A 26,417-nucleotide genomic window follows, 5' to 3' on the forward strand; every position below is an offset into this window, starting at 1 on the left:
TACCTGAGCGCTGCGCGCTCAGGACTGAACGGCCTCGCTGCGCTCGGCCGGGGGCCCTTCGGGCCCAGGCTCTGCGCTTCGCTCCGAGCCATAGCCGCCCTTCGGGCCGGGGTCCTACGCTTCGCTTCGGACTGCTCTGGTTCCGCTGCGCTCCACCAGAGCGGGCCGGCTTCGCCGGCCTTGGAGCTCCCCTCGCTTCGCTCGGGTAGGTGACCCCGTTTCACGGGATCGGGGCCTTCGGCCCGTTGGGTGGGTCCGCTGCGCTCCCCCACCCTGGCCTTCCGGCTCCGCCTTCAGGCCAAGGCCCGCTCCGCGGGCCCGGCTGGCAGCAGTCGAGGTCTCTGGTTGGACTGTCGGGTCTGCGAGGAGGGGCACTGAGGTCCCGGACTGGGCTGACTCCGCTCACGCTGGGTCAGCCCAGCGGGTTCAGACTCCTCGGACGTCGGCGGCCTGCGGGCCACGCTGACCTTGGGTCACCTCGAACTCGACCCGTTGGTTCTCCTCCAGGTTCCTGAAGCCGGTGCCCACGATCGCGCTGAAATGGACGAAGACATCAGGGCCCCCACCATCAGGCGAGATGAACCCGAAGCCCTTCTCCCCGTTGAACCACTTCACAGAGCCCTGAGCCATACCCACCCCTAGAAAGACGCCCCCAGAACGCACGGACCGCGCCCGGTTGCACGCAATCCTCCCCAGGCATCAAAGGATGAAAACATGATCGTCAAGCCCATGCGCAGGCTCCGTCAGAGCAGCCATCCAACTCAGAATGCTTCAATCTTGGCTAAAGCTAGACTCTGGAAAGATCATCCCATGCCGGGTCTACGTCGCGAGAGCCGGGTTATCGCGAATCAGTGAAACTGCGCAGCGCCCGGTCCTTCCGGCTCCGCCTCCAGGACCAGGGCCCGCTCCGCGGACCCAGCCAGCAGCAGGGGGGAGAGTGGCCGGCGCGCTCTCAACCGGCGGCCGGTAGGCCACCCACACGCGGAGGGACCCTCCGCTCCTATCCCCAAACGCGGCCCCCGGCATCTGAGCCCGCCTACATTTCCGCTCGATGCCCTCGTCACCTCTCCAATGGGGAAAGAGCATGAAAGTGGCGGATCACCGGGTTGGCATACCAAGACATCAGAAACAAGTCTGAGCTCAGCGGGCCTAAAGGCCCCCACGGTGATCCGCCGTGTTCAATCTACTACGACAAGAAGAGCCCTGCCACTCAGTGCTATCAACCCGGCACAACGAGCTCGGTGTCGCCGAGCTGAGGCTGGCCTTGGGCCGGGATCCTCCGCTTCGCTACGGACTGGTCCGGGCCGCTGCGCTTCGCACGCTGCGCGTACCCAAGGCTTGCGCGCTCCGCACGGGATCTGACCCCGTTTCACGGGGTCCAGGCCTTCGGCCTGTTGGTGGGGTCCGCTCCGCTCCCCCACCCTGGGTCCTTCCGGCTTCGCCTCCAGGACCTCGGCCCGCGGAGCGGGCCGAGGTTGCCGGCCTTCGGCCGAGGGCTCACCAGCGGCCGAAGGCTACGCCTTCCCGAGCTCACCGAATCCGGTCAGGCGAACTCCACAAGCTTCCACTGCTGGAACTTCTCCTCCACCGCATCCTCCTCCATCACCTTGACCTCCATTCCCTCAGGGGCGAACGTGCCCGTAACGGAGCCCACGACAGTAAGGAGCTGGGTGGAGCCGTCCAGTTTGGTGAAGATACGCCCGCCCTTCGCCCACCAGGTCTGGAATGAATCCCGTCCCGTCGACAGCAACTCGACGCCCCCTTCCAGCTCACCGGCATCGTTCATGTCATCCATTCCGTACAGGGTGAAACGACCGTACGGCTTGAAGTCCATCCGGTTGACCAGCAGGTTCGCCGCCCTACCGTGCGAGTCCCTCGACATGTCGTAGTGCCAGCCCTGGAACACGTTCTCCCCCGACGGCAGCCGCTTCTCCAACCGCACCTCCGGCGGATCCGTACGCGTCCACGTCGTCGTGTTCCCCAAACGCTCCTCCCTGCCCAACACACGATCAGCACCCGGATAAGCCGCCAGACACAACCCCGACGCCTCATTCACGATGAAGAAATCACCCTCCGGGAAACCATTCCTCGCCACAACCCTCAACTCCCTCTCACTCCCTGAACGAAACCGGCCAAAACGCCACCAAACCCGCCGACCGGACCTTGAGAGTGAGCCTAGAGTCACCCCGCGTAGCCAAACGGGTGAAAATCGCCAACCATCCGAAACCAGACACAATCCGACCGAAACACCGCCACCCACACAGCCCCCGGCTCCGCCCTCACTCCAGGCCGGCCGAACCGCGCCTACCCGACGGCACTCACCAGCCGAGCCCCCACCCGCAGTGACCTCACCCCTGCATCAAAGCTTGGCAGTGCTGTGTAACATCCCGAGGAAAGCCTTACTCCTTCAACGGACCACAAAAGTATCTATATAGATAGACAGACCGGCTCGCCAGCAACCTCTTGCAGGAGCTCTGACCTGCCGAAACCTGCTTTCGGCAGGGGCCGATCGGGGATGATGGCCGCATGGCGCACACCATGGTTTTGGCCGTCTCCCCCCACCACCTGGAGCAGCTCGACGCGCTCGTGACGTCGCATCGGGACGCCGAGGAATAGTGGATACGGGATGAATCAGCCCGTATCGACCTTCCGATGCTGTGCGGAGCATCATGGCGGGATGCTCAGGTCCGGATCCGGGCCGCCCGCCGGCAGCACCGGGAGACCGGCCGCCACCGCCCGACACGCGCACTCGCCCTAGCACCCGCCCTCCGGGCCGAGCTGGACGCACAAGGACTCCTACGGGACTGGGACCCCATCCCGGCCGGCGCCCCAACAGCATGTCAGACCCTCGGCGGACGCGGCCCACACACGGGCGCAGGACTCACCGCGCGCCTGGTCGTCGCCCTCCCCGACGAACTCTGGCTACCCCTGACCCGAGGCGTCCACTGGACCAACCAACCCCACCTACAAGCCTTGCCGGAGTGGGCCGACCGATGGGGCCCGGCCCCACCGCCGGACACTCCACCGCCCCACCCGAAGCCCTCGCCGAACGCGCCCGGACCGCCGCCCACATCACCACCACCGGCCAGGTCCTCCGCACCGCCCTCGAACACACCCTCCGCAACCCCTGACCGGCTCACGAGAAATGAAGGCACTCTTTCGCGAGGACGGCCGACCAAGGTCCACCACCGCGCGCCGCCACGCAGGTCAACGGACTCGCCGCAGCCTGCGGTCCCGGATGGCCGGATCGCCCAGCCGGGTGATCTTGGTCGACCGAGGTAGGCAGTGACGACAAGTGAACGATCTAATGCGCGGCGTGACCGAGTCCCGGTCCGGATCCTTGAGCAAGGCAGCGCGCATGTCGACCCTGATCGTTGGCGGCGCCGCCATGATCGCCGCCACCGGCGCATACTGCGTCAAGTTCTCCAACCCGAACTTCAAGTTCGACGACGTCATCATCACCGCCACGTCCCACCAGTACGGCCACTTGCCCACGGTGACCGCCGCGGCCGCGAACTGCGGCACCGACGCCAACACCGTCCGGGTCCTCACGAACCACCTGACCAGCAGCAACTCCTACGGCGACGCCAGCTTCTCCCTCGCCGTCCACTGACCCCGCCAGGGGAGCCGTGCCCGCGCACAACCGCGTCGGCACGGCCCCCGCCCAGAAACCGGGGCCGACTTCGGTGACCGTGTGCCGCTGCTTGCGCGCCGCGTCCATGCCAGCCCGCAGTATCTCGTCGATCACCGGCTTGTACGGTCCAGCGCGGTCGGTAGCAGCGTGAGCTTCTTCCGCAGCTCCGGCCAGACCGAGCCCAAGGCCTCTCTGATCGTCCGCGGCAAGCCGACCAACTGGAAGCCCGGACCCCAACGAGGAGTGAGCAAGTGCCGCTGCGGCGCTGCTGACGACGGGGCCCAAGGAGTGTCAGGGCCGGCCGGCGCCACCGACAGGAGCCACCGTCATCCGGAACGGTGGATGTTGGACAGCTGCTTGTCCGGCTGCGGGCTCTTGCGATAAATCAGGGCCTGCTTGCCGATGGTCTGCACCAGCTCGGCGCGGCCGGCCCTACACAGTTCGCTGATGGCGGCGGCGCGCTCTGCGCGGTCTTCCGAGCTGATCTCGATTTTGACCAGTTCGTGGTCGGCCAGTGCCCGGTCCAGTTCGGCGATCACACCTTCGTTCACACCATCGCCCGTGACGATCATGGCCGGCAGGTCGTGACCCATCGTTTTGAGCTGATTCCTCTGCTCGTTACTGAGCGGCATAATCTGACCCTTTTCATCGAGTTCGCGGGTGGGCAGCGAGACTTCGCCCCCAGGCCAATGAACGAGCGGCAAGGCCGCAAGTCATGGCGAGGCGCGCACAGCTGCCCCTCACGCCCACGTCGCTATGAGGGCGGCCGCCCTGAGGCTGCCCAGCTGCCCCGGCCGTTCCCTCACCAGCCAATGCGGGCGATCGAGTTGGCCGAGCGACCAGACCGTGATCGCCGACGGCCCGGGTCTTGGCCTTGTTGGTTCTCACTGGATTTCACACCCCCTCCCCACCTGGGCCATCCCTGATCGAGGGTGATCGTTTCTCCGGGTGAGAGGCCACCTCCACCCGGGTGACGGCGGTCCAAGATCCCTTCCGGAGTGAGCTCGCGCGCGTCTACAAACGGTGCGTGATCCACACCCGTGGTCACATCCTGCGCGCCGAAGTCCGCGCCGCCCGCTGTCTGCCCCGTCACCAGCGGCGGCAGGGCGGTTTCGCGCCCCGGCACCCACCTCTGCCCAGCCGAGCAGACGAACCGGCCGGCGATCGCGGGCCTGCGCACCCTGGCGCACCACACGTAACGCCCCCTGCGGCATCACCCACTGCCGGGGTGTCGACGGTGGGCCCGGCCCCAGTGCGGGCGGGCCCACCGTCATGCGGATGGATCGTCTTCTTCTACGCGCAATGGTCGCCGGCCGGATTCCTGCGGGCGGAGGAAGGCGTAGCGGCCGAGGGTTCACGTGCGTCCAGAACAGCGGCGACAGCGCCCGCCGGTCTGCATCGGTCAGCTTGTCCGCCCACTTCGGATCAGCCAGGACTTCCTGCATCAGCAGCGTGTTGACGTGCACCAACGCGGACTGGAGCAGGTGCAGCGCGAGCATGCTGACCTCCTGGGATTCCTTGTCGGCCCCGGCCAGGTCGCCGTCCTTGCCGTAGAAGAGGTCCTTGTTCGCGGAGTTCCAGTTCTCGACCACCTGGAGCCCTTCGTGGATCTGTACGCACCGCACGCCCCAGCTCTTCGATTGCCTGGTACGTGGGGTGCTTGGGGCCGCCCCGAGTAAAACGGCACAGGACCTGCTCAGCCTCGGCGGTGCCCAGACGCAGGGCGGTGGTGTACTTCACGATCTGGTCGTACTGCTGGGCGATCAGCTCCCAGTTGATCGTCTTGGTCGACAGCACTGGCGCGAGGTGGGGCCACTGGAGAGGAACCGGCCCTCCTACCAACCCCCGTCGCAGGACCACGGCCGCGGGTTCAGTCTCTGACCTGGCTGCGGCCGGTGGGTGCTGGGGGCACCGCCGCCCCCAGACCCCTGCGCAGGTCGGCATCGCCCGGCGCGAACAGGTCGTCGTGCCCGGGGCGCCGTCCGCGCCGAACGACACCGCCCACCTGGTCCTGTGGCCGGGGCAGCACAGCGGCTGGTCCTGGTCGCGCTCCTGGTCGCGCCATGCCCAATCACCACAGCGACCGTCTGAGCGCCGAGGAGAGGAGACGAAAGGGGAGGAGGCACACTCAGTTACGTAAAGTTGACCTTGCGTGCCCAGTTTCGGGACGATGGGGCCGCTTGATGATCAACAAGAGTGACCACGACCACCCGAAAAGAAGCGCTCTGCTGTGACTGAGGAGAAAACGTGACGACGGAAGAGACCGGAACACAAGAGACCTTCGATCAATGGTTCAGCAGGATCCAGGAACTCGAAGTGACGGCATATGGCAACACACAGCCCCTCGCGACGTTGGCCCGGATTTCTCGAACGCCAGAGGGGCAGGCCGACATCAAGCCTCTCGACCCCGGGACTGCCAAGGCCATCGAACAGGCCCTTCTTTCGGTCGGCATCGTGTCGAGCAACGGCCACACCTTCAGGGCGGTTCCACGGCGCAGCTAGGCCGTCGTGCCCGGGGCGCCGTCCGCGCCGAACGACACCGCCCACCTGACCCTGTGGCCGGGGCAGCACAGCGGCTGATCCTGGTCGAGCCTCTGGTCGCGCTCCGTCCGCGTGACGGTGGGCCCGGCCCCACTGGGGGGCGAGCCCACCGTCGACAGCTGGGCAGTGGGTGTCGGCGGATTCCAGCGGTCGTCGCAACACGTCGGCTGGCGAGCATTCTAGGTGGGGGCCTCTGCTGGAACGAGACGGGGCGCGCGACGATCCGAGTTGCGGGCCTCTGACGAGGCTGTTGGCCGACCGGGCCACCTTCCTCTCGGTTCCCGTCCGCCCTCGCGCTTGCTCGTTTGAGTGAATGCGCCTCGTCTTCGGCATGGTCTCGAGCGGCCGGTTGATCATGACGATGGATTGCGACCAGGTTCGGTGACCGCCCTGCGAGGTCGGCGCCGTGGCCCGTGGCTACTGCCCGGTTGCGGGCTACTTGCCGACCATCCGTTCCAGTGGGAGATGTAGTGACTGACTCGATCAAGATCGCAATCGCCGGTCCGGCGACCGGCTCGACGGCCGAACACGGCGCTGACCTGATCTTCGGTGCCGAGCGAGCCATCCGGGACATCAACGCCAGGGGTGGCGTCAACGGCAAGATGCTGGAGCGCAGGAAGTACGACGACACCGGAGAGCCGAAGCAGGCTGTCGCCGTGGCCAACAAGATCGTCAACGACGGCGTGAGGTTCGTCGTCGGCCACATGGCCTCGGCCACGGCCGAGCCGGCGGCGGACATCTACGAGGGCGAGGGCGTCCTCCTGATCACGCCCGGCGCCACCGGTCCCGAACTCACCGACCACGGCTACAAGCTCATCTTCCGCACGATCGGCCTCGACAGCACGCAGGATCCCGCTGCCGGCAACTCCTTCGACAAGGACCCCGAGAACAAGGAGATCGTCGAGGGACTCAAGGCCGACGGGACCGACCCCAGCAGGCCCTATCTCTTCCGTGCCTACGCCGCAGTCCAGGTGATCGCCGACGGGATCAAGGCGGCCGGGTCGGAGAACGCCGAGACGGTCACTCATGCGATCCGCAGCGGCAAGTTCAAGACCGTGATCGGCACCCTGTCCTTCGATGAGAAGGGCGACCTGAGGGTCTAGTTCGTCGTCTCCGACCTTCACACTGCGAGGAGTGCGGACAGTCGCTCGGCTGGGGTGTCCCAGCCCTGAACGATCCAAGCACCGCCGAACAGTGAGGGACCCGGCCGGTGGCCGGGTCCCTCACTGTTCTCACAAACGGTTCCGCACACCCCCGCGACACGCCCGGGAGCCGGATTCCGGGACCAGTTCCGGTGTCCAACAAGGGTGTTCAGGAAGTCTCGGTGTGCAGGAACGCGGGCACCCCGGTTTCGGTACGGTGACTGCCATCAGCAGCAGCCTGGCCGACAGCGGCGACGACGTCCCCGACAACCCCGAAGGCCGCGGTTACTGTAATGGGCAGCGAAGCGAGCCATCGCTATCCGAATCCGGAGTATGAGCTCGTTCGACAGACCGCGGGGCTTGCTTCACCAGCGGTGCCGGCCGGGACGAAGATCTCATCCGCCACCTGGGCCGGAAGTCCTCTAACTCCGGCCCCGGTGGTACCCCCAGCCGGGGGGACCGCGCCAGAAGCCTCCGTGCACCCGCAACGGCGGACCCTCGGCACAGGTGGCACCGGCACGCAGGTCACCACCCGGGGCTGCCACCGCCCCCGTAGGTGAGGTGCTCGCAATGCTCGGTAGGTGGAGGAGGCAGGCCGTGGGGCCGGCCAGGGCGGGAACGGTCCGCTCGGCTTCGGGGCGCGACACCGCAGGATGACCGCCGCGTCATCCATCCGATCGGTGCAGCGGGCCGCCTGGGCCGCTTTGGGACCCACGTGCGGCACGGTGGCGGCATGCGCCGCTGGCCCCTGCTCCTCGCCGCGCTGCTCGCGGCCCCCGGATGTTTCACTGTCCACCCCGCCGCCCGCCCGGCCCGGGCCGTCTGCCGCCGTGCCGGCACTGCTGTCTACCGGGACGACAGTCGCGCGAGACTGATGTCACTCATAGCCACTGGCACCTGGGAACTGACCAACTCCCCCGCCCCTTCGAGAGGGCCGGAAGGGCGTCCGCTCCTGGTGTCGAACAGGCCTCCCCCCCTCGACACCGGCTCCGGACCCGCCGCAGCGTGTGCGGAGGCCGCGGCAAAGGGCAGGGCAAACACAGCAAGCGCAACACCGAGAACCACACGTTGTTTCGTCATACCGAGATCAACGAAACCGTGCACGACAAGGTCACCCCACACCACCCCAGCGGCCCGTACCTCTCTGCATCCCGCCCCACCTGCTCACACTCGGCCGGCAGGCCGGGAGCGGGCTCCCCAGCGCCTCCGTGAGCCGGTCCGCCGCCATGGCGGCACCGGCCGGACCCCGCAGCGCCGCGCGCACCCGCTCCGCGTCAGCGGCCTCAACCACAGCCCGCGACCACAGCCCCGGTCCCGCGTCCTCGGCCGGGACCAGACCGGAGCCGGCCGCCCACCGCCACGCCGCGAGCGGCACCCGCAGTCGGCTTGCCGCCTGCCCCTCGTCGTACACCACACGCTTCCGCCTCGACATCGAAACGCACTCCCATCGCACATCAGCGGCCCGACGGTCGGGCTGCGCCGGAAATATGGCGAAAGATCCCGTTTGTTGTCAATAGCCGCGTTCTCAGGGCAAGTTGGGAGCGCACTGCACAAGTCGCCTACGCGTACGTGAGGGCCGGATTCACTCCTGCGGGGGACACGAAGCAGAGGCCGCCACCCATCGAAGCCGGCGCATTCACCGGTGATTCGATCCGCCGTGCGGACCGCCCTGCCCCGGGCGCCTTCGGGCGCCCTTCGACCATCCGGGGGCATAGCGGGGCCGGTGAGGCGCGGGTGGTTGGGGGTGCGGGAGCGTGAGCTCATGCGCCGCTGGTCCTTGCCCCTGCTCCTCGCGTGCTGCTCGCGGCCCCGGGGTGCGTCACCGTCCACTCCGCCCCCGGCCTGGCCGCGAAGGCCTCCCCGGCCCCCGTGGCGGCCGACGACAAACCCCCGGGCCCCGCCCGGCCCGGACAGCGCGACGTCCGGCCGGCGCTGCCGCTCTCCCCCCTGCCCGGCGCCCGCCCCGCAGCCGAGCCCGCACGCCGCGCCCCCGCAGCCGCTCCGGACCGGCAGAGCGCAGCCGTTCCCCGCCGAACCAGCCCAGGGTCCCACCGGCCGCACAGGGCGACCGCCCCGCACCGGGCCGCACCGTCCAAGGCCGCCGCGAAGGCCAGGAGCAAGGACACGGCGAGGGCGAAGCCCGGCGTACGTACGCCCGCCCCACGCCGCCCCGGTCAGCCCGCACCCGGTGTGCGGGCCGGGGACATGACCGCCCTGTGCCGCTCCCCGCACGGCATGAACAGCCCGGCCATCACCACCTTGTGCCGGGACACCTACGGCCGGTGACCCGCCGCCCGGAGCACTCGCAAAGTAAATCGAACACGTGTTTTAGTTAGGGGTGACACCGCACCATTTCCCAGCCGATCTCCTCGCCCTCCAACAGGCCCGGGAGCAGACCTACGCCCAGCTCGCGCACACCCCCGCCGGGGCCGGCACGGCCGCGCTGCGGCGCGCCCTGGTCCTCCTGGACCTCAGCCTCGCCACCCACCCCTACTGGACCTCGCCCGCCCAATGGCGGAACGGTGCCGCCGAACTGCGCCGCACCGCCCGCACCCCCACCCCCAGCCCCACGGCACGGAGCGCAGCATGAGCGAGCAGACCTCCGACACAACCCGCCCGCGCCCCGCACTGGTCACCTGGGCACCCAATCAATCCGGACCATGCACAAAATGGCCTGTTAACTGCACTAACGGTGCTCACGCCCCGTCGCCGTGATTTGGGGTCGGGCGGCGGTCAGACCCCGGGAAGCGGATCGGCGCGTCGGAACCCCGGGAATCGTTGGGAGGGGGCGAACTACGCCTGGCTATGCGACAGTTCATGATGCCGTGTCCCTGGTGCTGGGAGAAAGGCATGATGTGGCTGACGAGTTGGAGAGCGAGTGGCTGACGGCGCGCCAGGTGAGCGCGTTATGGCCGGGCGTCGGTGCTGGCTCGGTGTATGTAAATGCGCTGGCCCATGGAGTGCGGGTCCATACGGAGAGCTGGATGACCACTACCGGGTCCGCCGGTAAGGAGTGGTATCACGCCGGCGACGTGCGCCGAGTGGCCCCGCAGATAGCAGCCCAGCCACCCCTCAAGGACTCCCAGCTACCGTGCTGTCTGGTGCTGATCGTTCTGGCAGCGGCACCGCTCGTGTGGCTGGCGATACAAATAGAAAGCGCAGGCGGGTGGTGAAGGTCAAGTGTGTGGCTGCGCGGCCGGCCAGCCGCGGGATGCTGGGGTGTCAACTGCATCATCTCTGGCTCGTTGGGCAGGGCGTTTCCGAGCCTCAAGGAGAGGCCGATCAGATGCCTACACGCTCGGGTACGGCGTCCGCACGTCCGTAGCCGAGCACCTGGGTGAGGACTTGAAGGTCTTCGGCCGGCGCTTCGATGACGGCGCCGATCTCGCTGTCGGTGCAGAGAAGCCACAAAACGACATGCCGTTACGGGATCGGGGCGTCTCCGTTTTCTCTCGGGGTGTATCAGCTGTGGTGTGACGTGGGGTGAGGTGGGATCGTTTGCTCCTAGGGGCTGTCCGATGGGTCGTGTGACGCTCCTGCCGGGAACTCGTTCCGTGGGACATGGGCCGGGGAGATCTTTCGGATGAAGAGTGGGCTCGGCTGGAGCCACACTTGCCGACGAATCGTGGGCGGGGTGGACGCTGGCAATGCCACCGTCGGGTGATCAACGGGATTCTCTTCCGGCAGCGGACCGGCCTCCCCTGGCGGGACCTGCCTCCCTGCTTCGGTAGTTGGAAGACGGTCCACGACCGTCATCGCCGGTGGTCGGCGGACGGCACGTGGGAGAGAATCCTGCGGGCCGTCCAGGCCGACGCCGATGCCGAGGGCCGGATCGACTGGAGCATGGTCAGCGTCGATTCCACGACCTGCCGCGCTCATCAGCACGCGGCCGGCGCCTCCACCCGTGCCCCGAAGATCCTGGGGCGGCGCAGGAGCCCGGCACGTCACCGTCCCGATGAGGCCCTGGGACGCTCGCGAGGCGGGCTCACAAGCAAGATCCACTTTGCCGGGGAAGGCGGGTGCCGCCCGCTTGGGTTTGTCATCACCCCCGGTCAGTGGGGTGACGCACCGCAGATGATTCCCGTCCTGGAAGAGATCCGCGTGCCCCGGCAGGCTGGTGGACGACCGCGCACGCGGCCCGACCATGTCGGTGGCGATAAGGCGTACTCGTCACGCCGCAACCGGCGTCACCTGCGCAGACGCCAGATCAAGCACACGATCCCCGAGCCGAGAGACCAGCGGGCCAACCGCCAGCGCCGCGGAAACCAAGGCGGCCGACCTACGGGGTTCGACAAGGCGATCTACCGCCGCCGCAACGAAGTCGAGCGGACCATCAACCGGCTCAAGAACTTCCGCGCCGTCGCCACGCGCTTCGACAAACGGGCGTACGTCTTCCACGGAACGGTCACCGTGGCGGCGATCCGCCTATGGCTCCGTCCGGAGTGAAGTGCCCCGGCTCAGAGGTCCTTGGCACCCGGGTAGTGGTGGCGAAGTTCGCTGAGTACGCGCTCGTCGACAGCCCTGACGTCCCACACGGAGCTGTCGAATTCGGTCAGGACGAGCACCAGCTCGTCCCCGGCGAACCCACGTGCTTTGGCATCGATCAGCTGGAGGAAGGGGGTCGTCAGCGACAACAGTGTCAACGTGTCCATGCCGGCGTCGGCGGACCGTCTCTCCATCTCGACACAGCGAGGATCGACGATCTCGTCGAACTCGACGCGCCACGTCAGGTCCAGGCCGAAACTGCCGAGGCGAACCAGTAGCTCAGCCAGGGTCACGTAGTGCTTTCCGTGCCAGGCCGGAAACGTGATCCCCTTCATCCCCGCCTCTGTGTCGCGCGCCATGCGGCCCCCTTCGTTCCAGCGAACAGTAGGCCACGTCCCTGATCAGCTCATACGACCCATCGGACAGGCCCTAGGGCTCGTCCTCGGGGGCTGTGGCTCTGCGGCGGGTTGTAGCGTGCGCCTGCGCGTCCGCACAGGGCACCCCCTCACCCTTGCGTGGGACCTCGACCGCGAACTCGCCTTCACTCGCCCTGTATCGGAGCGGAGATCGAGATCGCCTGGCGCTCTGGAAGGCGGCCATTGTTGCCGAGGTCCGGCAACGACTTTGAACTGTCCCTATGCCAAGCTGCAGGCCATGGGGGTGGACATTCAAATTACTCGGCGGAATCGCGACCGCGCTGGGGGCCATGCTGTTCGTGCTGGCCGCGCTCACCTGGCTTCCTGGATCCTTGCCGCCGAGCGGGTTTGGGTGGCTGGTGCCAGTGATTTTCATACTGCTCTTCCCATACGGAGTTATGGCTTGGTGGGCCAGCCGGTACGGTCGGTGCCTCCGAGTCACCGTCTACCACGATGGCGGCTGGAACTACCCGAGCTTTGCAACCTGTGCACGAAGGTGGATTAGGCGTGAAAAACCCCTTGGGGAACGACGGTATTCTGAGTCGCGCGATTCCCTGGATTTCGATCGCTATCGCAGCCGCCCTGGCGGCCGCAGCGTTCTCAGGCAACTCCTCCGTCACAGTCAAGACGGGGGGTAACGATTGCAGCGACGGCGATCATTGCTCGCTGCGCCTGCTTGATCATCGATATGAGGAGAGTGGCTCGACGAGGCTGAGCAAAAAAGTCGCCGAGCTAATAACCTCATTTTTTCGTGACGGCCCGTCGATATTCGACGGGCCGTCTCGGCTAGACACTCCTCGCGCGGGTCGTCGGGGCGCATCACCGGCTGGAGCTGGTCTCGGCTAGCGCCGCGGCCATCTCCTGGCAGGTCAGCGACCCATGGCCGAGACGGCGCCGGCGCCGGTCGGCCAGGACCCGCAGGATGCGCTGGTAGTCCACCTGCATTGCCGACCAGGTCAGCCCCGCGCGCCACATTGGCACCACCGATTGCGGCATCGTCGCTGCCTTTTGGGAGGCTCTTGCTACGGATCCGTATCCCGCATTCCCTCGATGGCATCGGGAGCGGCAACTCCATCACCGCCCGGGACCAGGACCTCGCCGCCCCGCGAGCGGGCAATGCCGCACCCCTTCCAGTCCTGCTCGGCCACGACCAGCTCGGCCTGGACACGGTCGGCCTCCTCCCGAGACTCCTCCACACGACGACGAGCGGCGAGATCCCACTGTTCAAGCAACCCAGAAACTGACGGTATTCGCGGCCTCCCGGAGAAGGACAGGCCACCGCTTTCACCGAATCAGCGCTCCTATGCCCGAACCAGCGGAAACACCTCGATCATGACCGGAATGAAGCAACCGAGGACAGTCTCGCTCGATCCAGTGATAGCGCCACAGACGTTGCACTCGTTAGCGTGGCCTTGTACTGGCGCTGAGCTGCATCGACTCGTACGCACCCGTCGTGCACCACAGGCCCTCCCCCAGAGAACCCGCTGTGCGTGGCCTGCCGTGAGCGGCGCCGCGTCCAGTACGGAAGCTGACCCCTGATGTCCCACCCCGGCCGCCTTACCCTGCCCCCGATCCGGGCCGTCCTGCCCGGCGGAACCGTCCAGGGGGGAGCTCGTGCGGCGATGGCAGACCGAGGCCGGGGAATGGATCTACGTCGTTGCCCTGAAAGCGTGGGGCAGCCGCACCGCGACCAAGAGCTCCACCAGCCCTCCCAACCGAGCCGACGGGCCACGCACTGGAACAGTCACGCCGGGCGGGCGAACGCTTTTGCTTCTGCTGACAAGTACGGGGTGAGGCCGTGACGTGCGCGGCTGAGGAGAGGTGGCTTGGTGGATACGGAGACGGACGACAGATTGTTGGGCCGCTCGGCAAGGGACGCCGGGGCGTTCGAAGTGCTGGTGGTCAGGATGTCGGGCGTACTGCACGGCTACCTGGTGCGCCGCGCGCCGGCCGCGGCCGATGATCTGCTCGCGGAGGTGTGGCTGCAGGCGTTCAGCAGCCGCAAGAGCTACGACCCTGCGTTGGGGACGGCCAGGACCTGGCTGTTCGGTGTGGCACGGAACGTGCTCGCCGCACACTGGCGCCGCATCGACCGGGATCAGCAGCTGCCCGCCGCGAACGAGCGGTCCAGCGACCCTTGGCACGCTGTCGACCAGCGGCTCGACGCTGCCGCCGTCGGACCGCTGCTGCGGAGCACGATGGCCGGACTTCCCCATGTCGAGCGGGAACTTCTGCTGCTCGTCGCCTGGGAGCAGCTCACCCCCACCGAGGCCGCCGCTGTGGTCGGCATACCGCCGGGCACCGCCCGGTCCCGGCTGCACCGGGCCCGGTCCCGGGTGCGGGCCGTCATGCAGCAGGTTGCGCACACCCGTCGTCTGACAGGAGATCTGGCATGACCGAGCACGACGTACTCGACTTCCCCGGCGCGGACGGGGTACGGGCTGCAGGTGAGGTGGCTCCGCCGAGTGCGCGGGCGGTGGAAGCCGTTCTGACAGCGGTACGCGCAGCCGTCGCCGCGGAGGCCGCAGAGGTGGGGAGCTTGATGGAAGCCGTCCCGCTTCGGGCCGCTGTACGCCGCCGTCGCCTCCAGCGCCTGCTGGTGTCGGCCGCCGCCGTCGCGGTCATCGCCACCGGTATCGCCGTCTACCCGGTAGTCGGACACGGTCCCGGCGCGACCGCCACGGCGGCCGACTTCCTGCGGGAGGTCGCGGCGACTGCGAACGAGCGCTCGCTGCCGCAGGCCCCGTACTGGAAGGTGCGCTCCCGGACGGAACCCTCCTCGCAGATCAGGACCTCCTGGATCGGGCGCAACCGCAGCGTCGGCCAGCACAGTGAGGGCGGCCCGGTGGTGGAGTCCCCCCCGCCGGAGGTCTACTCGTGGCGGATCGGCGATACCGGCCAGAAGGACATCACCTGGGATGAGCTGCACTCCCTGCCAACAGACGCACAGGAGCTCCGGGCCCGGCTGACAGATGACGGCGCGGTGGCGCCGGACCTCTTGTTCAACCAGGCTGTGAACCTGCTGTGCTCGGCACCGCTCGAACCGGCCGTACGCGGGGCGCTGTTCGAGGTACTCGCCGACACCCCCGGCATCACGCTCGTGGGACCGGTCAAGGACGCCGCCGGGCGTACCGGAACGGCCGTGGAAATGCGGAGCGACGACCGGTCCTGGAGGATGGTCCTCGACCCGGCGACCGGCATGCTCCTGGAGTACGGAATCTACGAACCCGCCGGGGCCGAAGGCGACCGTCTCGTGCAAAGCGACACCTACCTCTCGGCAGAGCCAGCGTGGAGCATCCCTCCCACCGTTTCCTGGCGAACCCAACTCACCAACCCCGTGCTCTCGCCCCCTCTCCCGTGAAACAGCCCGACCTGCCTGGACAGCGGTGTTCGCTCGTGGCGACGGCTCGGCGGTCCGGCGCTCCCTGAACAAGTCCTCGGTCACCGAGCGTCGTGCGGCCTCGCCTTCCTGGACTTCCCGCGGCTCTACGTCAAGAAGTAGAGCCGCGGAAGTGCTGGGCCCGTACCGAGGGGCTGGCCGACGTCGGCAGGCCAGCTGGACGGAAGCGTTCGACGAAGTCTGTGAAGTCGGTCCGCAGAGAAGGAGAGTCGGACGGCTTCAGCCGGATCTGCTGGCGGCTGTCTGCCCACCAGATCTCGAAATCGGCAATCGTGCCCTCCGCTGGCCAGTCTTCGCCCTCACTCGGCAGCAGCAGAACGTCGACAAAACCTCCCACGCACAGGCCGATGTCCACGAAGATCCCGATCGCACCGGGCCGGGGAACCTTCACCACGGTGCCCTCGAAGCCCTGCCCGAAGCGCAGGTCCCTCCGAGTCCGAGCCCACTCGACATCTGTCACCACGAACAGATCGTCTCACCTTCGTCCCTCTGCCTCAGCGGCACGTCACCGCCGTCATTCCTCCTGGAGGCGGACCGGATTGCGGACGAGTCGTGGACGCCACGACGCCACAACCTCGCCGCCGACCCGGTAATGGACTCCGGCCTGCGGATCGAGGTAGCCGGTCCTCTTCGCGACCCATGACAGCCGTCGGTGACCATTGGCAGGAACCGGTCTCCGATCACACGGCGGCGCCCCAGCCGCCCGGGGTCAGTGGGTCCAAAGTGGGGTTTGCATTGATCCAGACTTGGTAGGACGCCCTGGCGTATTCGCGAGGCGCAAGCACGTCCCCGGCCTCCGGCGGGGCGATGAACGCGTCATCGAGGGCCAAGAGCGCGACCGCGGTGAAGCTCGCGTCGTCCAGATCAGGCGGCATCCCGGTCAGCAGCACCACCCGGTCCGCGACCACCGCGCGGTGCAGGCGGTAAGACCGCTCCTCCTCCGCCGTGACGCCGCCCTGGTGCGCGAGCACTGTTCCTCGTCGAGCCCGAGGCGGGTGGCGGCTGCACGGTGTCGAGTTGGGCCGCGGTGCCGCAGGCCGTCCAGTAGCCGACCCACTCGGCCACCGCCTCGCGCCGGCGGTCCGATCGCACTGCTGCAACCGGTTGGTGGGCTCCTGCACAACACTGGGGCAATCGCGCCGATAGAGAACCTCAGATCTAATATCCCTATTCAGTAGATGTCCTGCGGAGTTCAGCTTCGTGGGTCGCGGAGACAGTGGTGAAGCAATTCGCTCCGAGGGTTTGCACTCTGGTCATCGGCAGCTGATGATCTCCTGGGCGGTAGCAAGGGGCGCGCTAAAGTTCAGGGTTCTCCCGGCTCGCCGCCTCCTTTCCACCATCACATCTGCGCCGTGTTGCGGGGTTGGGTGCCGATGCGCAGTTTCATGCCCTGAGATCCACGCACCGTGCGGCTGGCCTTGGCCGGGTCCCGGTGCCTACAACCGGACTCTCCGCTGTTTGCGGACGTCTCTCACTCGAAAGTCAGGACCTGTTGAAGAGGACTCTGCGCAGAGCGGTCTCCATAGCCACCGCCGTGGCGGCCGTCGCGGCCGGTCTCGGTGTCATGGCGGGCCCGGCAGCAGCTGTTGACGCCGACCCCATCACCGGCCATCCCGGGACCACCGGCCCCCGGCCGACCACCGCGCAGCAGGTGCGGCCGTGGTGAGTGCGGGACGCTCCCGCGTCTGGCTGCTCGCCGGTCACGTACGGATCCGGGCCCGACAAGGTCACCGCGGTCGCCCCGGCCGATGACAGTCTCCAACCTCAACGTCACCGGCCACCCCAACAGGCTGATCCTCGGGCGTCGACATTTTCACCGACGAGAAATACGAGGACTTCGCACCCTCCGAGGGCAATATCAAGATGGTGATCGTCGAACGGGCTTCGTTCGAGGTCGAATCCGTTGACGACGGATTCCTCACGCTCACCAATTCCAGGGGCCTCGAAAGGAGCGACGTCGAGATGCCGTCGGGAGAGCTGGGCGAGCGCCTCCAGGCGCAGATCACTGCGGGCAAGGCCGTCACCGTCACCGTGACCTCAGCCATGGGCGCAGCAGCCGTCACCGAGGTCCACGAGACAACGCCGGGCGCGACCGCTTCGCTCTGATCTCCGCCAGCCGATCGGTCACACCCGTTGAAAGCCGAAGCAGCCATCCACCCGGACCGGTAGCACGCAGTGTGACCTTCAGGGGCGCGGGCCCCCCGGGAACGCCCCGGCCCTCATCCTCGTACCGACACAGGATCTGTTGGACCCGGGCCTTCCAGGCGTGGCGGGTCTGTGATCCCGTGCGTGCTTCCGTGCGCCCATCCCTGGAGCGGTCCGGCCGCGGGTGCCCCGGTGCAGACTGCTGGTCCCGGGCAGGACTGATCCGCCGCGATCGTGCCGGCCCGGGCCCGTAGCGGTCTCCTGCCCGGAGACACGCCCGGGCCAGGAGACGGGGGCATGATGGGTTCCGGACCGGATACACCCAGCGTCGGCGACATGTACGACCAGCTGACCGATCTGCTGGCCCAAGCACTCGGGGGCAACATCCACCTCGGGTACTGGAGCGGTGACAGCGACGAAAGCCCGGTCGAAACGGCCACGGACGCACTCACGGACCTTGTCGCCTCCCGCCTGGAACCCTCCGCGGGGACCCGGCTGCTCGACGTCGGCTGCGGCAGCGGAAAACCCGCCTCCCGTATCGCAGCCCTCCGGGGAGCGCACGTCACCGGGATCACCGTCAGCGCGCACCAGTGCGCTCTGGCCCGCGCCCGCCCCCACAGCGGCGCCGGCTCAGGCAGCACCACGTTCCAGCTGGCAGACGCCATGGACATGCCGTTGCCCGACGCCTCCTTCGACGGCGCCTACGCCATCGAGTCCGTCCTGCACATGAGCGACAAGGCATCCGTTTTCCGCCAACTCGGCCGGGTGCTGCGGCCCGGAGCACGCCTGGTCGTCGCGGACATCTACCGGGACGACAGCGCCGGGAGTACGAACGCCGTGCCCATCGAGGGGATGCGCGAGCTGTTCCAGGTCTCCCTCGCCACCCCTGGCGACTACCACCGCTACCTGGAGGACGCCGGGCTGAGACTGGTCGAGTTCACCGACATACGCGATCACGTGCGACGCGGCTACACCGCGACGGTCGACTTCTTCAGGGCCACCGCGGCGCAACTGGACGGAGAGCCGGCCGTACAGCTCGCGAAAGGCGCAGACGTGATCGAACAGTTCGCCGCGCTCCCGCAGATCGGCTACGTCCTGCTCACCGCCGAACGTCCCTGACAGGCACCGCCCGGGCAGGCCCTACGGCCGGCCCGGCCTGAACCCCACGTTGCCCCGCCCTGCTGCCCGCAGCGCGTCCCATGCCCGACGGTGCCCGCGGTACTGCCGCCACGGGGTGCGCGCGGTGCCCTGCACTCGCGTATCCGATCCGCCTGGTGAGGGTTCGCCTTGCCGTGGGTACGCGGGAACCGTCCGCCGAAGCAGTCCGAGGAGACCGTGTGTCCGCTCCCGCTACGCCCGGCGCCGCCGTGCCCTCGCTCTGGCAGCCGTACACCCACCGCTCGCACCCGGAGGCCGAGCGGGCGGGCAAGGAGTCCCTGGCGTGGCTGGGTTCGTTCGACATCGCCTGGCAGCCCGGCCACTTCGACACAATCCGATCGGAGAACGCCGGCTACTGGTGGAACCTGTTCGACCCGGGAGCCAAGGACTACGAGCGCTACCGGCTGGGCGTCGACTTCATCAGCGCGCTCTACCCCTTCGACGACACCTACTCCGGACCGTACGCCTGCGCGAGCCCCGCCGAGGCGGTGGCCTGGGCCGGCCAGTGGATGCGGCTCCTGGACGACCCCCGCTTCGCCGTACGGTGCGGCCACCCCTTCAGCGCCCCGCTGATCGATGTCATGCGCCGGGCCGCCGCGATGGCCACACCCGTCCAGTACCGGCGCTTCGCCGACGCGGTCAAGGCGTACGTCACCAGTCTCGCCTGGGAGTTCGCGGGCCAGGACCGCTCCGTACGCCAGCGCGTGGCCGAAGCCGCGGCCTGCCGCTTCTACACCTCCGGATGCACAGGAATCGTAGGGATCCTCCACGTCTCCCACGACCTCGACATCAGCGACGAAACGTTCCACCACCCGCTGTGGCGGGCCTACACCGAAGCGGCGGTCCTGATCCTCGCGCTCTACAACGACCTCTACTCCTACGCCAGGGAGCAGGCCGACACCCCTGACGACGTGAACATCCTCGCCGCCGCGGTCGCAGAAGGCCGCGGAGACCTGCGGCGCGGCCTGGGACGCGTAGTCACCCTCCACAACCAGGCCATGGAGCGCGTCGTACACCTCGGCGCCCGCCTCAAAAAGCACCACCCGGCCCAGGCGCGCGCCTACACCCAGGCGATAGAGGAGATGCTCGCAGGCAACCTCGTGTTCGGCCGCACAGCCACCCGCTACCACGGCGGCGAACCGGCCCTGCCCCCCTACACCCTGACAACCACACCACCCCCAACCATCGGGACCATCGAGATCCCCACCTTCGCCTGGTGGTGGGACACCGGAAGAGCCGCTCCGCGCACGGGCTGAGACAGGCGTTGTCAACGTCCCGCCCTGGCCGTGGCCTTGCCCCGGCCACGGAGATGGAGGCTCCTGAAAACGGGAGCCCCCGGCCGGCCCCGGTAGCGGCGCACAACCCGGGACGCAACGCACGGGGAGGGAACCAGTTGCTCGGGAGCTACTGCGGGCTCGGGCATCGAGCGCCCGACGGCCGTACGGCGTGCCGCCCTGGGCCGGCTGTGCGCCTTCGGGGGCGCGCTTGCCAGCAGTATCCCGAGCGCGAGTCAACTGAGCGGGTGCCTCGGACCATCGGATCCAGCCCTGGGGGTCACGTACGCAGACCGGGCGGTCAGTCACCCGGCGCCCAGCCCGTCAGGTCAGTGCACGCCTTCTCCGGAGGGTCGCCCTCGGGCCGCAAGCCGAGCATGTCCAGCAGAACGTCGAGGTCTGCGGTACCGACGGCCCTGGCGGCGACGGCGCGGCGGGCGGCGGTCCGGTTCACGGCCCCTGCCCGGGCCAGGATCGCCGGCTCATCACAACTGAATGGATCCTTCACCCACCGATGCCACCACGACCCCGGCACATCCGCAGCCCCCACTACTCCGGGTATCGCAGTCGAACCCGGCCTGCCGTACATGCCGGGCAGTGCTGCACCCACCGGTGCGGCGCTGCCCCCAGTAGTCGCTGCCGAGGTCAGCGGGCATCGGCCGGCCTTGCCATTGGTGGCGAGGTGAAGCACTGGTCTCGGCTGCGCGGCGCCCACCAACACTCTCGTCATGGACCATGACGACGTGTGCGGCGATGGTCAGCCAGTGAGCAGTACCGGAGCGCGTCCTGGCCGGATCCAGGGTGGTTCCGCCCCGCGGGGGTCATTTGCTGTCGCAGCCGATGCCGTCGCCGTCGCGGTCCAACCGGTGTGGGTCGGCGGCTCCGACCCATACGGCGCCGGCGAGGTCGGAGCAGTCGACATCGGGGCTGCCTGCGGGTGGGCCGGGCGGCAGGCCGGCAGGATTGTCCGCATCCGCTGACTTGGGCGTCTCGGCTGGTTTGGGCGCGGATCCAGGGCAAGCTGACCACAGGCCGGCTCCGGCTTTTCGGGCGGTTTCGTTGGCCTGTGAGATCTTCGGCCAGTGCGCGTCGTTGGGCGGGTAGAGCACGCCCTTGGCGTGGCCGCTGCGGACCAGGGATTCGTTGACGAACACGCCCTGCTCGTTCCAGACGTACAGCAGGTAGCGATCGTAAGGATCTTTGAGCTTAGTGTCGCGTTCGATCCGCACGCCGGAGCCTTGAGGGAGCAGTGCTTTGGTGCGGGCCGTGGCGTCGCGGCTGAAGCAGGCCCCCTTCTCTGGTGCGTCGATGGCCAGGAGCCGCACCCTTGAAGTCGCACCGGCGGGCAGGATGCCGCCGACGCCACGGACGTCGATCGTGTCGCCATCTATGACGCCCACGACGGTGGGGAGTTGGGTCACCGGCTTGCTCGGTTCGACGGGAGAGGTGCCGACGCCATGTTCTTGCGTCCGGCCCTTCGGCTGCACGGGTGTCGGTGCGGGAGGGCTGGAGACTTGTCCGTCACCGTCGCCGGCGAGTTCCCCGATGGTCACCAGGCCGGTGAAGAGCCCTATGAGGGCGAAGAGGACGGTCCTCCATCGGTGCTTGCCCTGTCTGCCCGGAGCCTGGCGCGATCGTGTCTCAGTGTCAGGACGAGGAAGCCACGTGCCTCTGGGTGAAGGAGGGGTCCGCGGGGCGTTGCGGCGCCAGGCATGGGGATCGGGGAAACGGCGCATGGCGACCACCGAGAGAATGGGGGCGAGTTTCGTTTCCGCAGGCCGAGTGCCAAGGCTGCGGAAACGTGGATTGGCTTGACCTTTGACTCAAGGTTAAAGATCAAGCCAATGGGGCTGCGGTATCAGAAAGAGTCCGTATGGGTCGGCCTGCTGGGAGCCGGCGAACGCGGGGGCTGCGATACCGAGGGCAACGGGGAGAGCGAACGCCGTCGCCACGACAGCGGCGCTGCGGCGGATGTGTCGGGTGCTCATGTGTCCTTCTTCCGAGGGCGGGCCTTGCTGGGACTGCTCCGCCGCTGGGCCCGATCGCCCCCGAGGCGACGGTGCGAGAGGGGAAAGGTCGCTGCCCGCCCGGTCTGCTTCCGCGGACGGGACTGCTCACCCTCTACCGCCTATTCGTGGCCGCATCGCAGGTTGATTGCTGGAGGAATCTACAGAAAAGCCCCGTATGAGCCTGTGTATCGGCTTTTACTGGTGTCTCGCGCCGCCGCCGACCGTGAACGCCATGCTCACCAACCCCACCACGCCGCCGCACACGGCGTTGGGCGTCGGCGGCGCCGCGTACACGGACAACGACCTGACGCGGTGGTCGCCACCAGCCTGTTCAGCGTCTCGACACCACGACCGACCGGACCTCGGTCCAGTCCCCGGCCAACGCCGGCACCCTCGCCTCCACAGGGAACCTGGGCGCCGCCGTGGGCCCCGGCGCAGGCTTCGACATCTACTGCAGCCCGAAGAACCGGCAGGTCACCGACATCGCTTCCGCTCTCCCAGCGCTGACGCACAGGATCGGGGCCGCACCATCGGTGCGGCCCCTGCGTGGAGCGGAACTGCCCGGGTCGAAGCCACGACAGCTGAGAACCCTCCCGGCCGTCGGCCCTTGATCAGCAGTACCGCACCCACTCGTGGGCGTGGACGTAGCGGGCATCGACCCAGCCGGACTGGTCGGCGAGGTGGTACCAGCCGTCCTGCTGGCAGGCCAGGTTGACGTGGCTGCCCGGGGACAGGCTCCACACCACGTGGGAATGCGTCCACGGGTGCTCACGGACATTGAGCTCGATCCGGGAGGTCACCATGCCCGACACACTGTGGTCATCGTGGTGGGACTGGGGGGCTGCCCCCGCCACACCTACGCCCGCCACACCGAATCCGGCAGCCAGGGCAATGGCGGCAAGGCCACGGCCGATCGTTCGTGCGCTCATCGCAACACTTCCTTACGTTGCCCCCGCGGCCCTGTGCCCCAAGGCCTTGAGAACCCCGGCACCGTGAGCAGCCGGCTCACGCCTCCACCTGGTAATTCGACGACCCCCACCACTCCGGATTGGTATGAATTCGCCAATTGGCCATCCTTGGATTCCGACCCGCGCCACCCTGGCTTCGCCGTCACTGCTGCCGCTCGCCCCGATCGCGGCCGTGTGGCGAGCCGGCGACCTCTTCACGGACAGCCACGGCTTCTGAGCACTGGTAACCCCTGCTCACACTCCGAGGGCAGCGCGGGCGGTAAGGCCGAGGCCGACTAGAAGGACAAGAGCGGAAGTGGCGGCGGGGCCGATACGCCCGAGCTTTTGCAGACGCGAGGATGCCCGCTGGGCGGTGTGGGCGGTGATCCGGTCGCGCAGCCGTACGAGGAGGAGGCCGGCGAGGGTGAGGGTGGTGGCCATGCCGAGGCCGTAGCCGATGACGAGGAGGATTCCGAAGGCGGTCCGGCCAAGTGCGACGGCGCCAAGGAGGACGACCAGTGCGGACGGGCTGGGGACGAGGCCGCCGGCGATGCCGACGCCGATGAGCGACCAGCGCTTCCGGCGTGAGGGAGCGTGGGTGTGGCGGCGGTCGGCTTCGTCGTGGTCGTGGTCGTGCGGGAGCGCGGTGGCGGTTTTGCTCAGGACCACGGTGGTGCCGTTGGCGGCGTCGCTGTCGGGGGCTCGGCGTGAGGACGGCAGGCCGGTCGGCAGGCCGTGGCTGTGCCCGTGATCTCCAGCGGACCCGTGGTGGTGATGGCCGTGGTCGTGGTCGCCGTGGTGGTGGTGTCCGTGACTATGGCTGTGGCTGTGGCCGTGCGGGAGAGGACGGCCGCGGAGGGCGGAGTGTAGGAGGTGGAGGCCGATGGCGGTGACGAGGAGACCACTGGCGAGGCCGAGCCAGGTGAGGACGGTTTCTCCGGCGAGGTGGGTGGCGAGAGGGAGGGCCAGGCCGAGGGTGAGGACGCCCGCGGTGTGGGTGAGGGTGACGGTGGCGCCGACGGTGACGGCGTCGCGCGGGGTGCCGCGCCGCCCGGCCAGGTAGGCCGCCATGATCGTCTTGCCGTGGCCCGGCAGCACGGCGTGGGAGCCACCGAGGATCACGGCGAGGAGCAGCGCGAGCAGGCCGACGGGAACGGTGAGTTCGCGGCTGCCGACGAGGGTGTCGAAGAGCGTGGAGATCTTGTTCAGTGCGGCGGTGACGGGGCCCGCGCCGGGCATCCCGGGCGGCACGATCCGCGCTACCGCGGGCCCCTGCCCCGGAGCCGTCCGGATGTCGGCACTGCGCTGGTCGAGCGGGTCGGCGAACGAATCCTGCGGGTAACGGCGCAGCTGGTCGGTGGTGGAGGTCGCCGGGACGGTGGAGCTGGTGAGGGTGACCTCTTCGCCGACAGCGGTGATCTCGTGCCAGCCGATGCGCCGACTGTCGTAGTGCGTGACGACGTGGATGGCGGCCGGTGAGGTGAGGGGCGCGTCGGCGGTGAGTCGGCAGGTGAGGCGGCTGGTCTTGAGCCCGGCTTCACCGGTGTGGAAGGTCAGCCTGCCTACGCCCTGGTTCCATCGGAGGCTCACGCCGCCCACATCGGTGGCCAGCTGCCCGGCCAGCGTCGTGCATGCCTCGTCCGCGTACAGGCCTTGCTCATCGGCGGTGATGGATCCGTTGTGGTCCTGGTCGATGAGCGGGCGCTCTTGTGCGGCGGCGATCTCGGCGCGGTCGACCACGATCTCGGCCTCGACCGCGTGCGAGCGCAGGGTGAGGTGGGTCGCGTAGTTGACGGTGAAGTTGCCCAGCGGGTGCGCGCCCGCGGGCGAGGCCGTGGTGAGGAGGGCGAGCGGGGTGAGCAGGGCTGCTGTGAGCGGGGCGGCGGTCAGGCGCCGGCGGGTGCTGGGGTTCATGGGGTGGTGTCGTCGATTCGCCGGAGTGCTACGTGCGCCGCGGGGGCGTGCAGCGGGTGGAAGGAAGGGTCAGTGGCCAGCGCCTGGGAGAGGTCGCGGTGGGCGGCCGTCGTGTCGCCGAGGGCCTGGTGGATGGCTCCGCGGTGGTAGCGGAAGAGCGCGCTGCGTGTGCCGAGCGCGAGGGCTTTGTCGGCTTGGGTGAGGGCCTCTTGGTCGCGTCCCGCGCGGTGCAGGGCCCAGGCGTAGGCGTCGTGGACGGCGAGGAACGGCCGCTCGCGTACGGCGGCTTCGGCCATGGCCACGGCCTGGTGGGGTTCTCCGTGGTCGGCCTCGAAGTAGATCGCGTCGGTGTCGGCGGGCGTGCCGTCGGCTCGGCGGAGTGTTTCCTGGGCGCGCAGGACCGCGTACTGGGCCTCGGCCTGGTCTGGGCGGCCGAGGGACTGCTGGAGTTCCCCGAGTCCCAGGAGGTATTGCGGCAGCGGGGCCACCGCGATGGCCGCGGTGTAGTCGGCGACCGCCTTCTCGCGATCGCCCGTGGCAGTGCGCGCCTTGGCCCGTGCTTCCAGCAGGCCCGCGTCGCCCGGGGCGATGGCCAGGCCGGCCTGGGCCTGGCGCAGGGCGGTGGTCGGATCGCCGCTGTCCAGGGCTAGGGAGGACAGGTGCGTGTGGGCGAAGGCGCGCTCGCCCGGGGTACCGGCTGCCCGCAGCGCGCGCTCCATCAGGACCTTTGCCTGGTCGGTGTCGCCGCGGAGTTCGAATACGTAGGAGGCACGGGCCAGAGAGGCGCTGTCGGGTCGCAGGTCGGCCATCTTTTGGACGGCTTCCTCCGCTTCCTTGTACTGGCCGAGTTGGGTGTGGGCGTCGGCGAGCACTCCGTAGGAGGCGGGGGTGGCGGGGCTGGTCGCGATCGCCTTGCGGGCCCAGGTGAGGGCGTCGCGGAACTGGTGGCGGGCGGCGGCGAGGGCGCCCATGCCGATCTCCGCGGGCAGGTTCTCCGCTGGCTGGAGGGCGAGGGAGTGGCGCATGGCCGTCTCGGCCTGGGCGTAGGTGGCCGGGTCGGCGGTGGTGCGTGCCTGCTGGACCAGAGCCATGCCGAGGTTCGCCCAGCTGACCGGATCTTTCGGCAGGCGCTGTACGCGCTGGCGCATCGCCGCGATCCCGCGGGTGGGGCCGGAGGGTGATGATGCCGTGGCAGGGGCGTCCGGTGTGCTGTTGCCGTTCGGGGAGAGGGCGACGGCGCCGACGGTGAACATGACCACGCCCAGGGCGATGGTGATCGCGGTGGTGCGCAGGTGTCTGCGGCGCCGGATCGCGGGGGCTGGTTCGTCTTCGGGCCGGTGCACGGGATCCTC

The 26,417-nt window shown here is 68.5% G+C and carries 24 protein-coding genes and 3 pseudogenes; 14 read left to right on the top strand and 13 right to left on the bottom strand.

Translation table 11 applies throughout. The features are described from left to right. Positions 1-426: 426 nt before the first annotated feature. Both OG730_RS00005 and OG730_RS00010 read right to left on the bottom strand, forming a co-directional pair. Positions 427-630 carry a cold-shock protein gene (locus OG730_RS00005; RefSeq protein WP_327302109.1) on the bottom strand — a complete coding sequence of 68 codons (204 nt, stop codon included), beginning with the start codon at positions 628-630 and terminating at the stop codon, positions 427-429. A gap of 913 nt (positions 631-1,543) precedes the next feature. Further along, positions 1,544-2,095 (bottom strand): hypothetical protein, encoded by a 552-nt coding sequence (locus tag OG730_RS00010; RefSeq protein ID WP_327302110.1) that lies wholly within the window; start codon positions 2,093-2,095, stop codon positions 1,544-1,546. Positions 2,096-2,981: 886 nt separating this feature from the next. On the opposite strand from OG730_RS00010, the gene OG730_RS00015 reads away from it, so the two are divergent. Continuing rightward, positions 2,982-3,131, top strand: a complete 150-nt coding sequence (locus OG730_RS00015; RefSeq protein WP_327302111.1) for a hypothetical protein — start codon at positions 2,982-2,984, stop codon at positions 3,129-3,131. 227 nt (positions 3,132-3,358) lie between these two features. Further along, positions 3,359-3,613, top strand: coding sequence for a hypothetical protein (locus OG730_RS00020; RefSeq protein ID WP_327302112.1), 255 nt, complete (start codon positions 3,359-3,361; stop codon positions 3,611-3,613). A gap of 347 nt (positions 3,614-3,960) precedes the next feature. Here OG730_RS00020 and OG730_RS00025 read toward each other — a convergent pair whose 3' ends face one another. Then, positions 3,961-4,266: a YhbY family RNA-binding protein gene (locus OG730_RS00025; protein WP_327302113.1), complete on the bottom strand. Its 306-nt coding sequence runs from the start codon at positions 4,264-4,266 to the stop codon at positions 3,961-3,963. Positions 4,267-4,983: 717 nt separating this feature from the next. After that, positions 4,984-5,449 (bottom strand): annotated as a pseudogene (locus OG730_RS00030) (Tn3 family transposase); the annotation flags it as partial. 432 nt (positions 5,450-5,881) lie between these two features. Between OG730_RS00030 and OG730_RS00035 the strand changes: the two are divergent. From OG730_RS00035 to OG730_RS00055, 5 genes are all read left to right on the top strand, one after another. Further along, positions 5,882-6,136, top strand: coding sequence for a ribosome-recycling factor (locus OG730_RS00035; protein WP_327302114.1), 255 nt, complete (start codon positions 5,882-5,884; stop codon positions 6,134-6,136). A 509-nt stretch (positions 6,137-6,645) separates the two neighbouring features. Next, entirely contained in the window at positions 6,646-7,278 is a 633-nt protein-coding gene (locus OG730_RS00040; RefSeq protein WP_327302115.1) for an ABC transporter substrate-binding protein, read from the top strand. A 1,833-nt stretch (positions 7,279-9,111) separates the two neighbouring features. Then, entirely contained in the window at positions 9,112-9,603 is a 492-nt protein-coding gene (locus OG730_RS00045; protein ID WP_327302116.1) for a hypothetical protein, read from the top strand. 52 nt (positions 9,604-9,655) lie between these two features. Then, positions 9,656-9,907 (top strand): DUF8825 domain-containing protein, encoded by a 252-nt coding sequence (locus OG730_RS00050; RefSeq protein WP_327302117.1) that lies wholly within the window; start codon positions 9,656-9,658, stop codon positions 9,905-9,907. A gap of 971 nt (positions 9,908-10,878) precedes the next feature. Further along, positions 10,879-11,763: an IS5 family transposase gene (locus tag OG730_RS00055; RefSeq protein WP_327302118.1), complete on the top strand. Its 885-nt coding sequence runs from the start codon at positions 10,879-10,881 to the stop codon at positions 11,761-11,763. A gap of 11 nt (positions 11,764-11,774) precedes the next feature. On the opposite strand, the gene OG730_RS00060 is transcribed toward OG730_RS00055, so the two are convergent. Together OG730_RS00060 and OG730_RS44195 are read right to left on the bottom strand one after the other, a co-directional pair. Next, the gene (locus OG730_RS00060; protein WP_327302119.1) at positions 11,775-12,161 is read right to left on the bottom strand and encodes a hypothetical protein; all 387 of its coding nucleotides are present in this window, start codon (positions 12,159-12,161) and stop codon (positions 11,775-11,777) included. Positions 12,162-13,067: 906 nt separating this feature from the next. Then, positions 13,068-13,468 (bottom strand): annotated as a pseudogene (locus OG730_RS44195) (hypothetical protein); the annotation flags it as partial. Positions 13,469-14,047: 579 nt separating this feature from the next. Between OG730_RS44195 and OG730_RS00075 the strand changes: the two are divergent. Both OG730_RS00075 and OG730_RS00080 read left to right on the top strand, forming a co-directional pair. Further along, complete coding sequence (locus tag OG730_RS00075; protein WP_327302122.1) at positions 14,048-14,614, top strand: RNA polymerase sigma factor; 567 nt, start codon at positions 14,048-14,050, stop codon at positions 14,612-14,614. Next, complete coding sequence (locus tag OG730_RS00080) at positions 14,611-15,579, top strand: CU044_5270 family protein (protein WP_327302123.1); 969 nt, start codon at positions 14,611-14,613, stop codon at positions 15,577-15,579. Before OG730_RS00075 ends, OG730_RS00080 begins: the two co-directional genes overlap by 4 nt. Before the next feature lie 130 nt (positions 15,580-15,709). Here the strand turns inward: OG730_RS00080 and OG730_RS00085 are convergent, their stop codons facing one another. Both OG730_RS00085 and OG730_RS00090 read right to left on the bottom strand, forming a co-directional pair. After that, positions 15,710-16,081, bottom strand: coding sequence for a hypothetical protein (locus OG730_RS00085; protein ID WP_327302124.1), 372 nt, complete (start codon positions 16,079-16,081; stop codon positions 15,710-15,712). Positions 16,082-16,298: 217 nt separating this feature from the next. Beyond that, the gene (locus tag OG730_RS00090) at positions 16,299-16,589 is read right to left on the bottom strand and encodes a hypothetical protein (protein WP_327302125.1); all 291 of its coding nucleotides are present in this window, start codon (positions 16,587-16,589) and stop codon (positions 16,299-16,301) included. A 521-nt stretch (positions 16,590-17,110) separates the two neighbouring features. Here OG730_RS00090 and OG730_RS00095 point away from each other — a divergent pair. The 4 genes from OG730_RS00095 to OG730_RS00110 all read left to right on the top strand — a co-directional run bounded on the left by OG730_RS00095 (position 17,111) and on the right by OG730_RS00110 (position 20,177). Then, a complete protein-coding gene (locus OG730_RS00095) occupies positions 17,111-17,284 on the top strand; it encodes a hypothetical protein (RefSeq protein WP_327302126.1) in 174 nt (57 codons plus the stop codon). A gap of 197 nt (positions 17,285-17,481) precedes the next feature. Beyond that, a complete protein-coding gene (locus OG730_RS00100) occupies positions 17,482-17,724 on the top strand; it encodes a S1 domain-containing protein (RefSeq protein WP_327302127.1) in 243 nt (80 codons plus the stop codon). 336 nt (positions 17,725-18,060) lie between these two features. Continuing rightward, entirely contained in the window at positions 18,061-18,882 is an 822-nt protein-coding gene (locus tag OG730_RS00105; protein ID WP_327302128.1) for an SAM-dependent methyltransferase, read from the top strand. 218 nt (positions 18,883-19,100) lie between these two features. Beyond that, positions 19,101-20,177 carry a terpene synthase family protein gene (locus tag OG730_RS00110; protein WP_327302129.1) on the top strand — a complete coding sequence of 359 codons (1,077 nt, stop codon included), beginning with the start codon at positions 19,101-19,103 and terminating at the stop codon, positions 20,175-20,177. A 319-nt stretch (positions 20,178-20,496) separates the two neighbouring features. Here the strand turns inward: OG730_RS00110 and OG730_RS00115 are convergent, their stop codons facing one another. Together OG730_RS00115 and OG730_RS00120 are read right to left on the bottom strand one after the other, a co-directional pair. Next, positions 20,497-20,649, bottom strand: a complete 153-nt coding sequence (locus OG730_RS00115) for a hypothetical protein (protein ID WP_327302130.1) — start codon at positions 20,647-20,649, stop codon at positions 20,497-20,499. A gap of 367 nt (positions 20,650-21,016) precedes the next feature. Next, positions 21,017-21,748, bottom strand: a complete 732-nt coding sequence (locus OG730_RS00120) for a thermonuclease family protein (RefSeq protein WP_327302131.1) — start codon at positions 21,746-21,748, stop codon at positions 21,017-21,019. 854 nt (positions 21,749-22,602) lie between these two features. Between OG730_RS00120 and OG730_RS44200 the strand changes: the two are divergent. Then, a pseudogene (locus tag OG730_RS44200) lies at positions 22,603-22,815 on the top strand (hypothetical protein); the annotation flags it as partial. Here the strand turns inward: OG730_RS44200 and OG730_RS00130 are convergent. The 3 genes from OG730_RS00130 to OG730_RS00140 all read right to left on the bottom strand — a co-directional run bounded on the left by OG730_RS00130 (position 22,816) and on the right by OG730_RS00140 (position 26,408). Continuing rightward, positions 22,816-23,133, bottom strand: a complete 318-nt coding sequence (locus OG730_RS00130) for an SH3 domain-containing protein (protein WP_327302132.1) — start codon at positions 23,131-23,133, stop codon at positions 22,816-22,818. A 273-nt stretch (positions 23,134-23,406) separates the two neighbouring features. Then, positions 23,407-25,065, bottom strand: coding sequence for a nickel/cobalt transporter (locus tag OG730_RS00135; RefSeq protein ID WP_327302133.1), 1,659 nt, complete (start codon positions 25,063-25,065; stop codon positions 23,407-23,409). Then, positions 25,062-26,408, bottom strand: a complete 1,347-nt coding sequence (locus OG730_RS00140; protein ID WP_327302134.1) for a tetratricopeptide repeat protein — start codon at positions 26,406-26,408, stop codon at positions 25,062-25,064. Before OG730_RS00140 ends, OG730_RS00135 begins: the two co-directional genes overlap by 4 nt. Between the last annotated feature and the right edge of the window lie 9 nt (positions 26,409-26,417).

The sequence above is a fragment of the Streptomyces sp. NBC_01298 genome (assembly GCF_035978755.1).
Classification (GTDB): domain Bacteria; phylum Actinomycetota; class Actinomycetes; order Streptomycetales; family Streptomycetaceae; genus Streptomyces.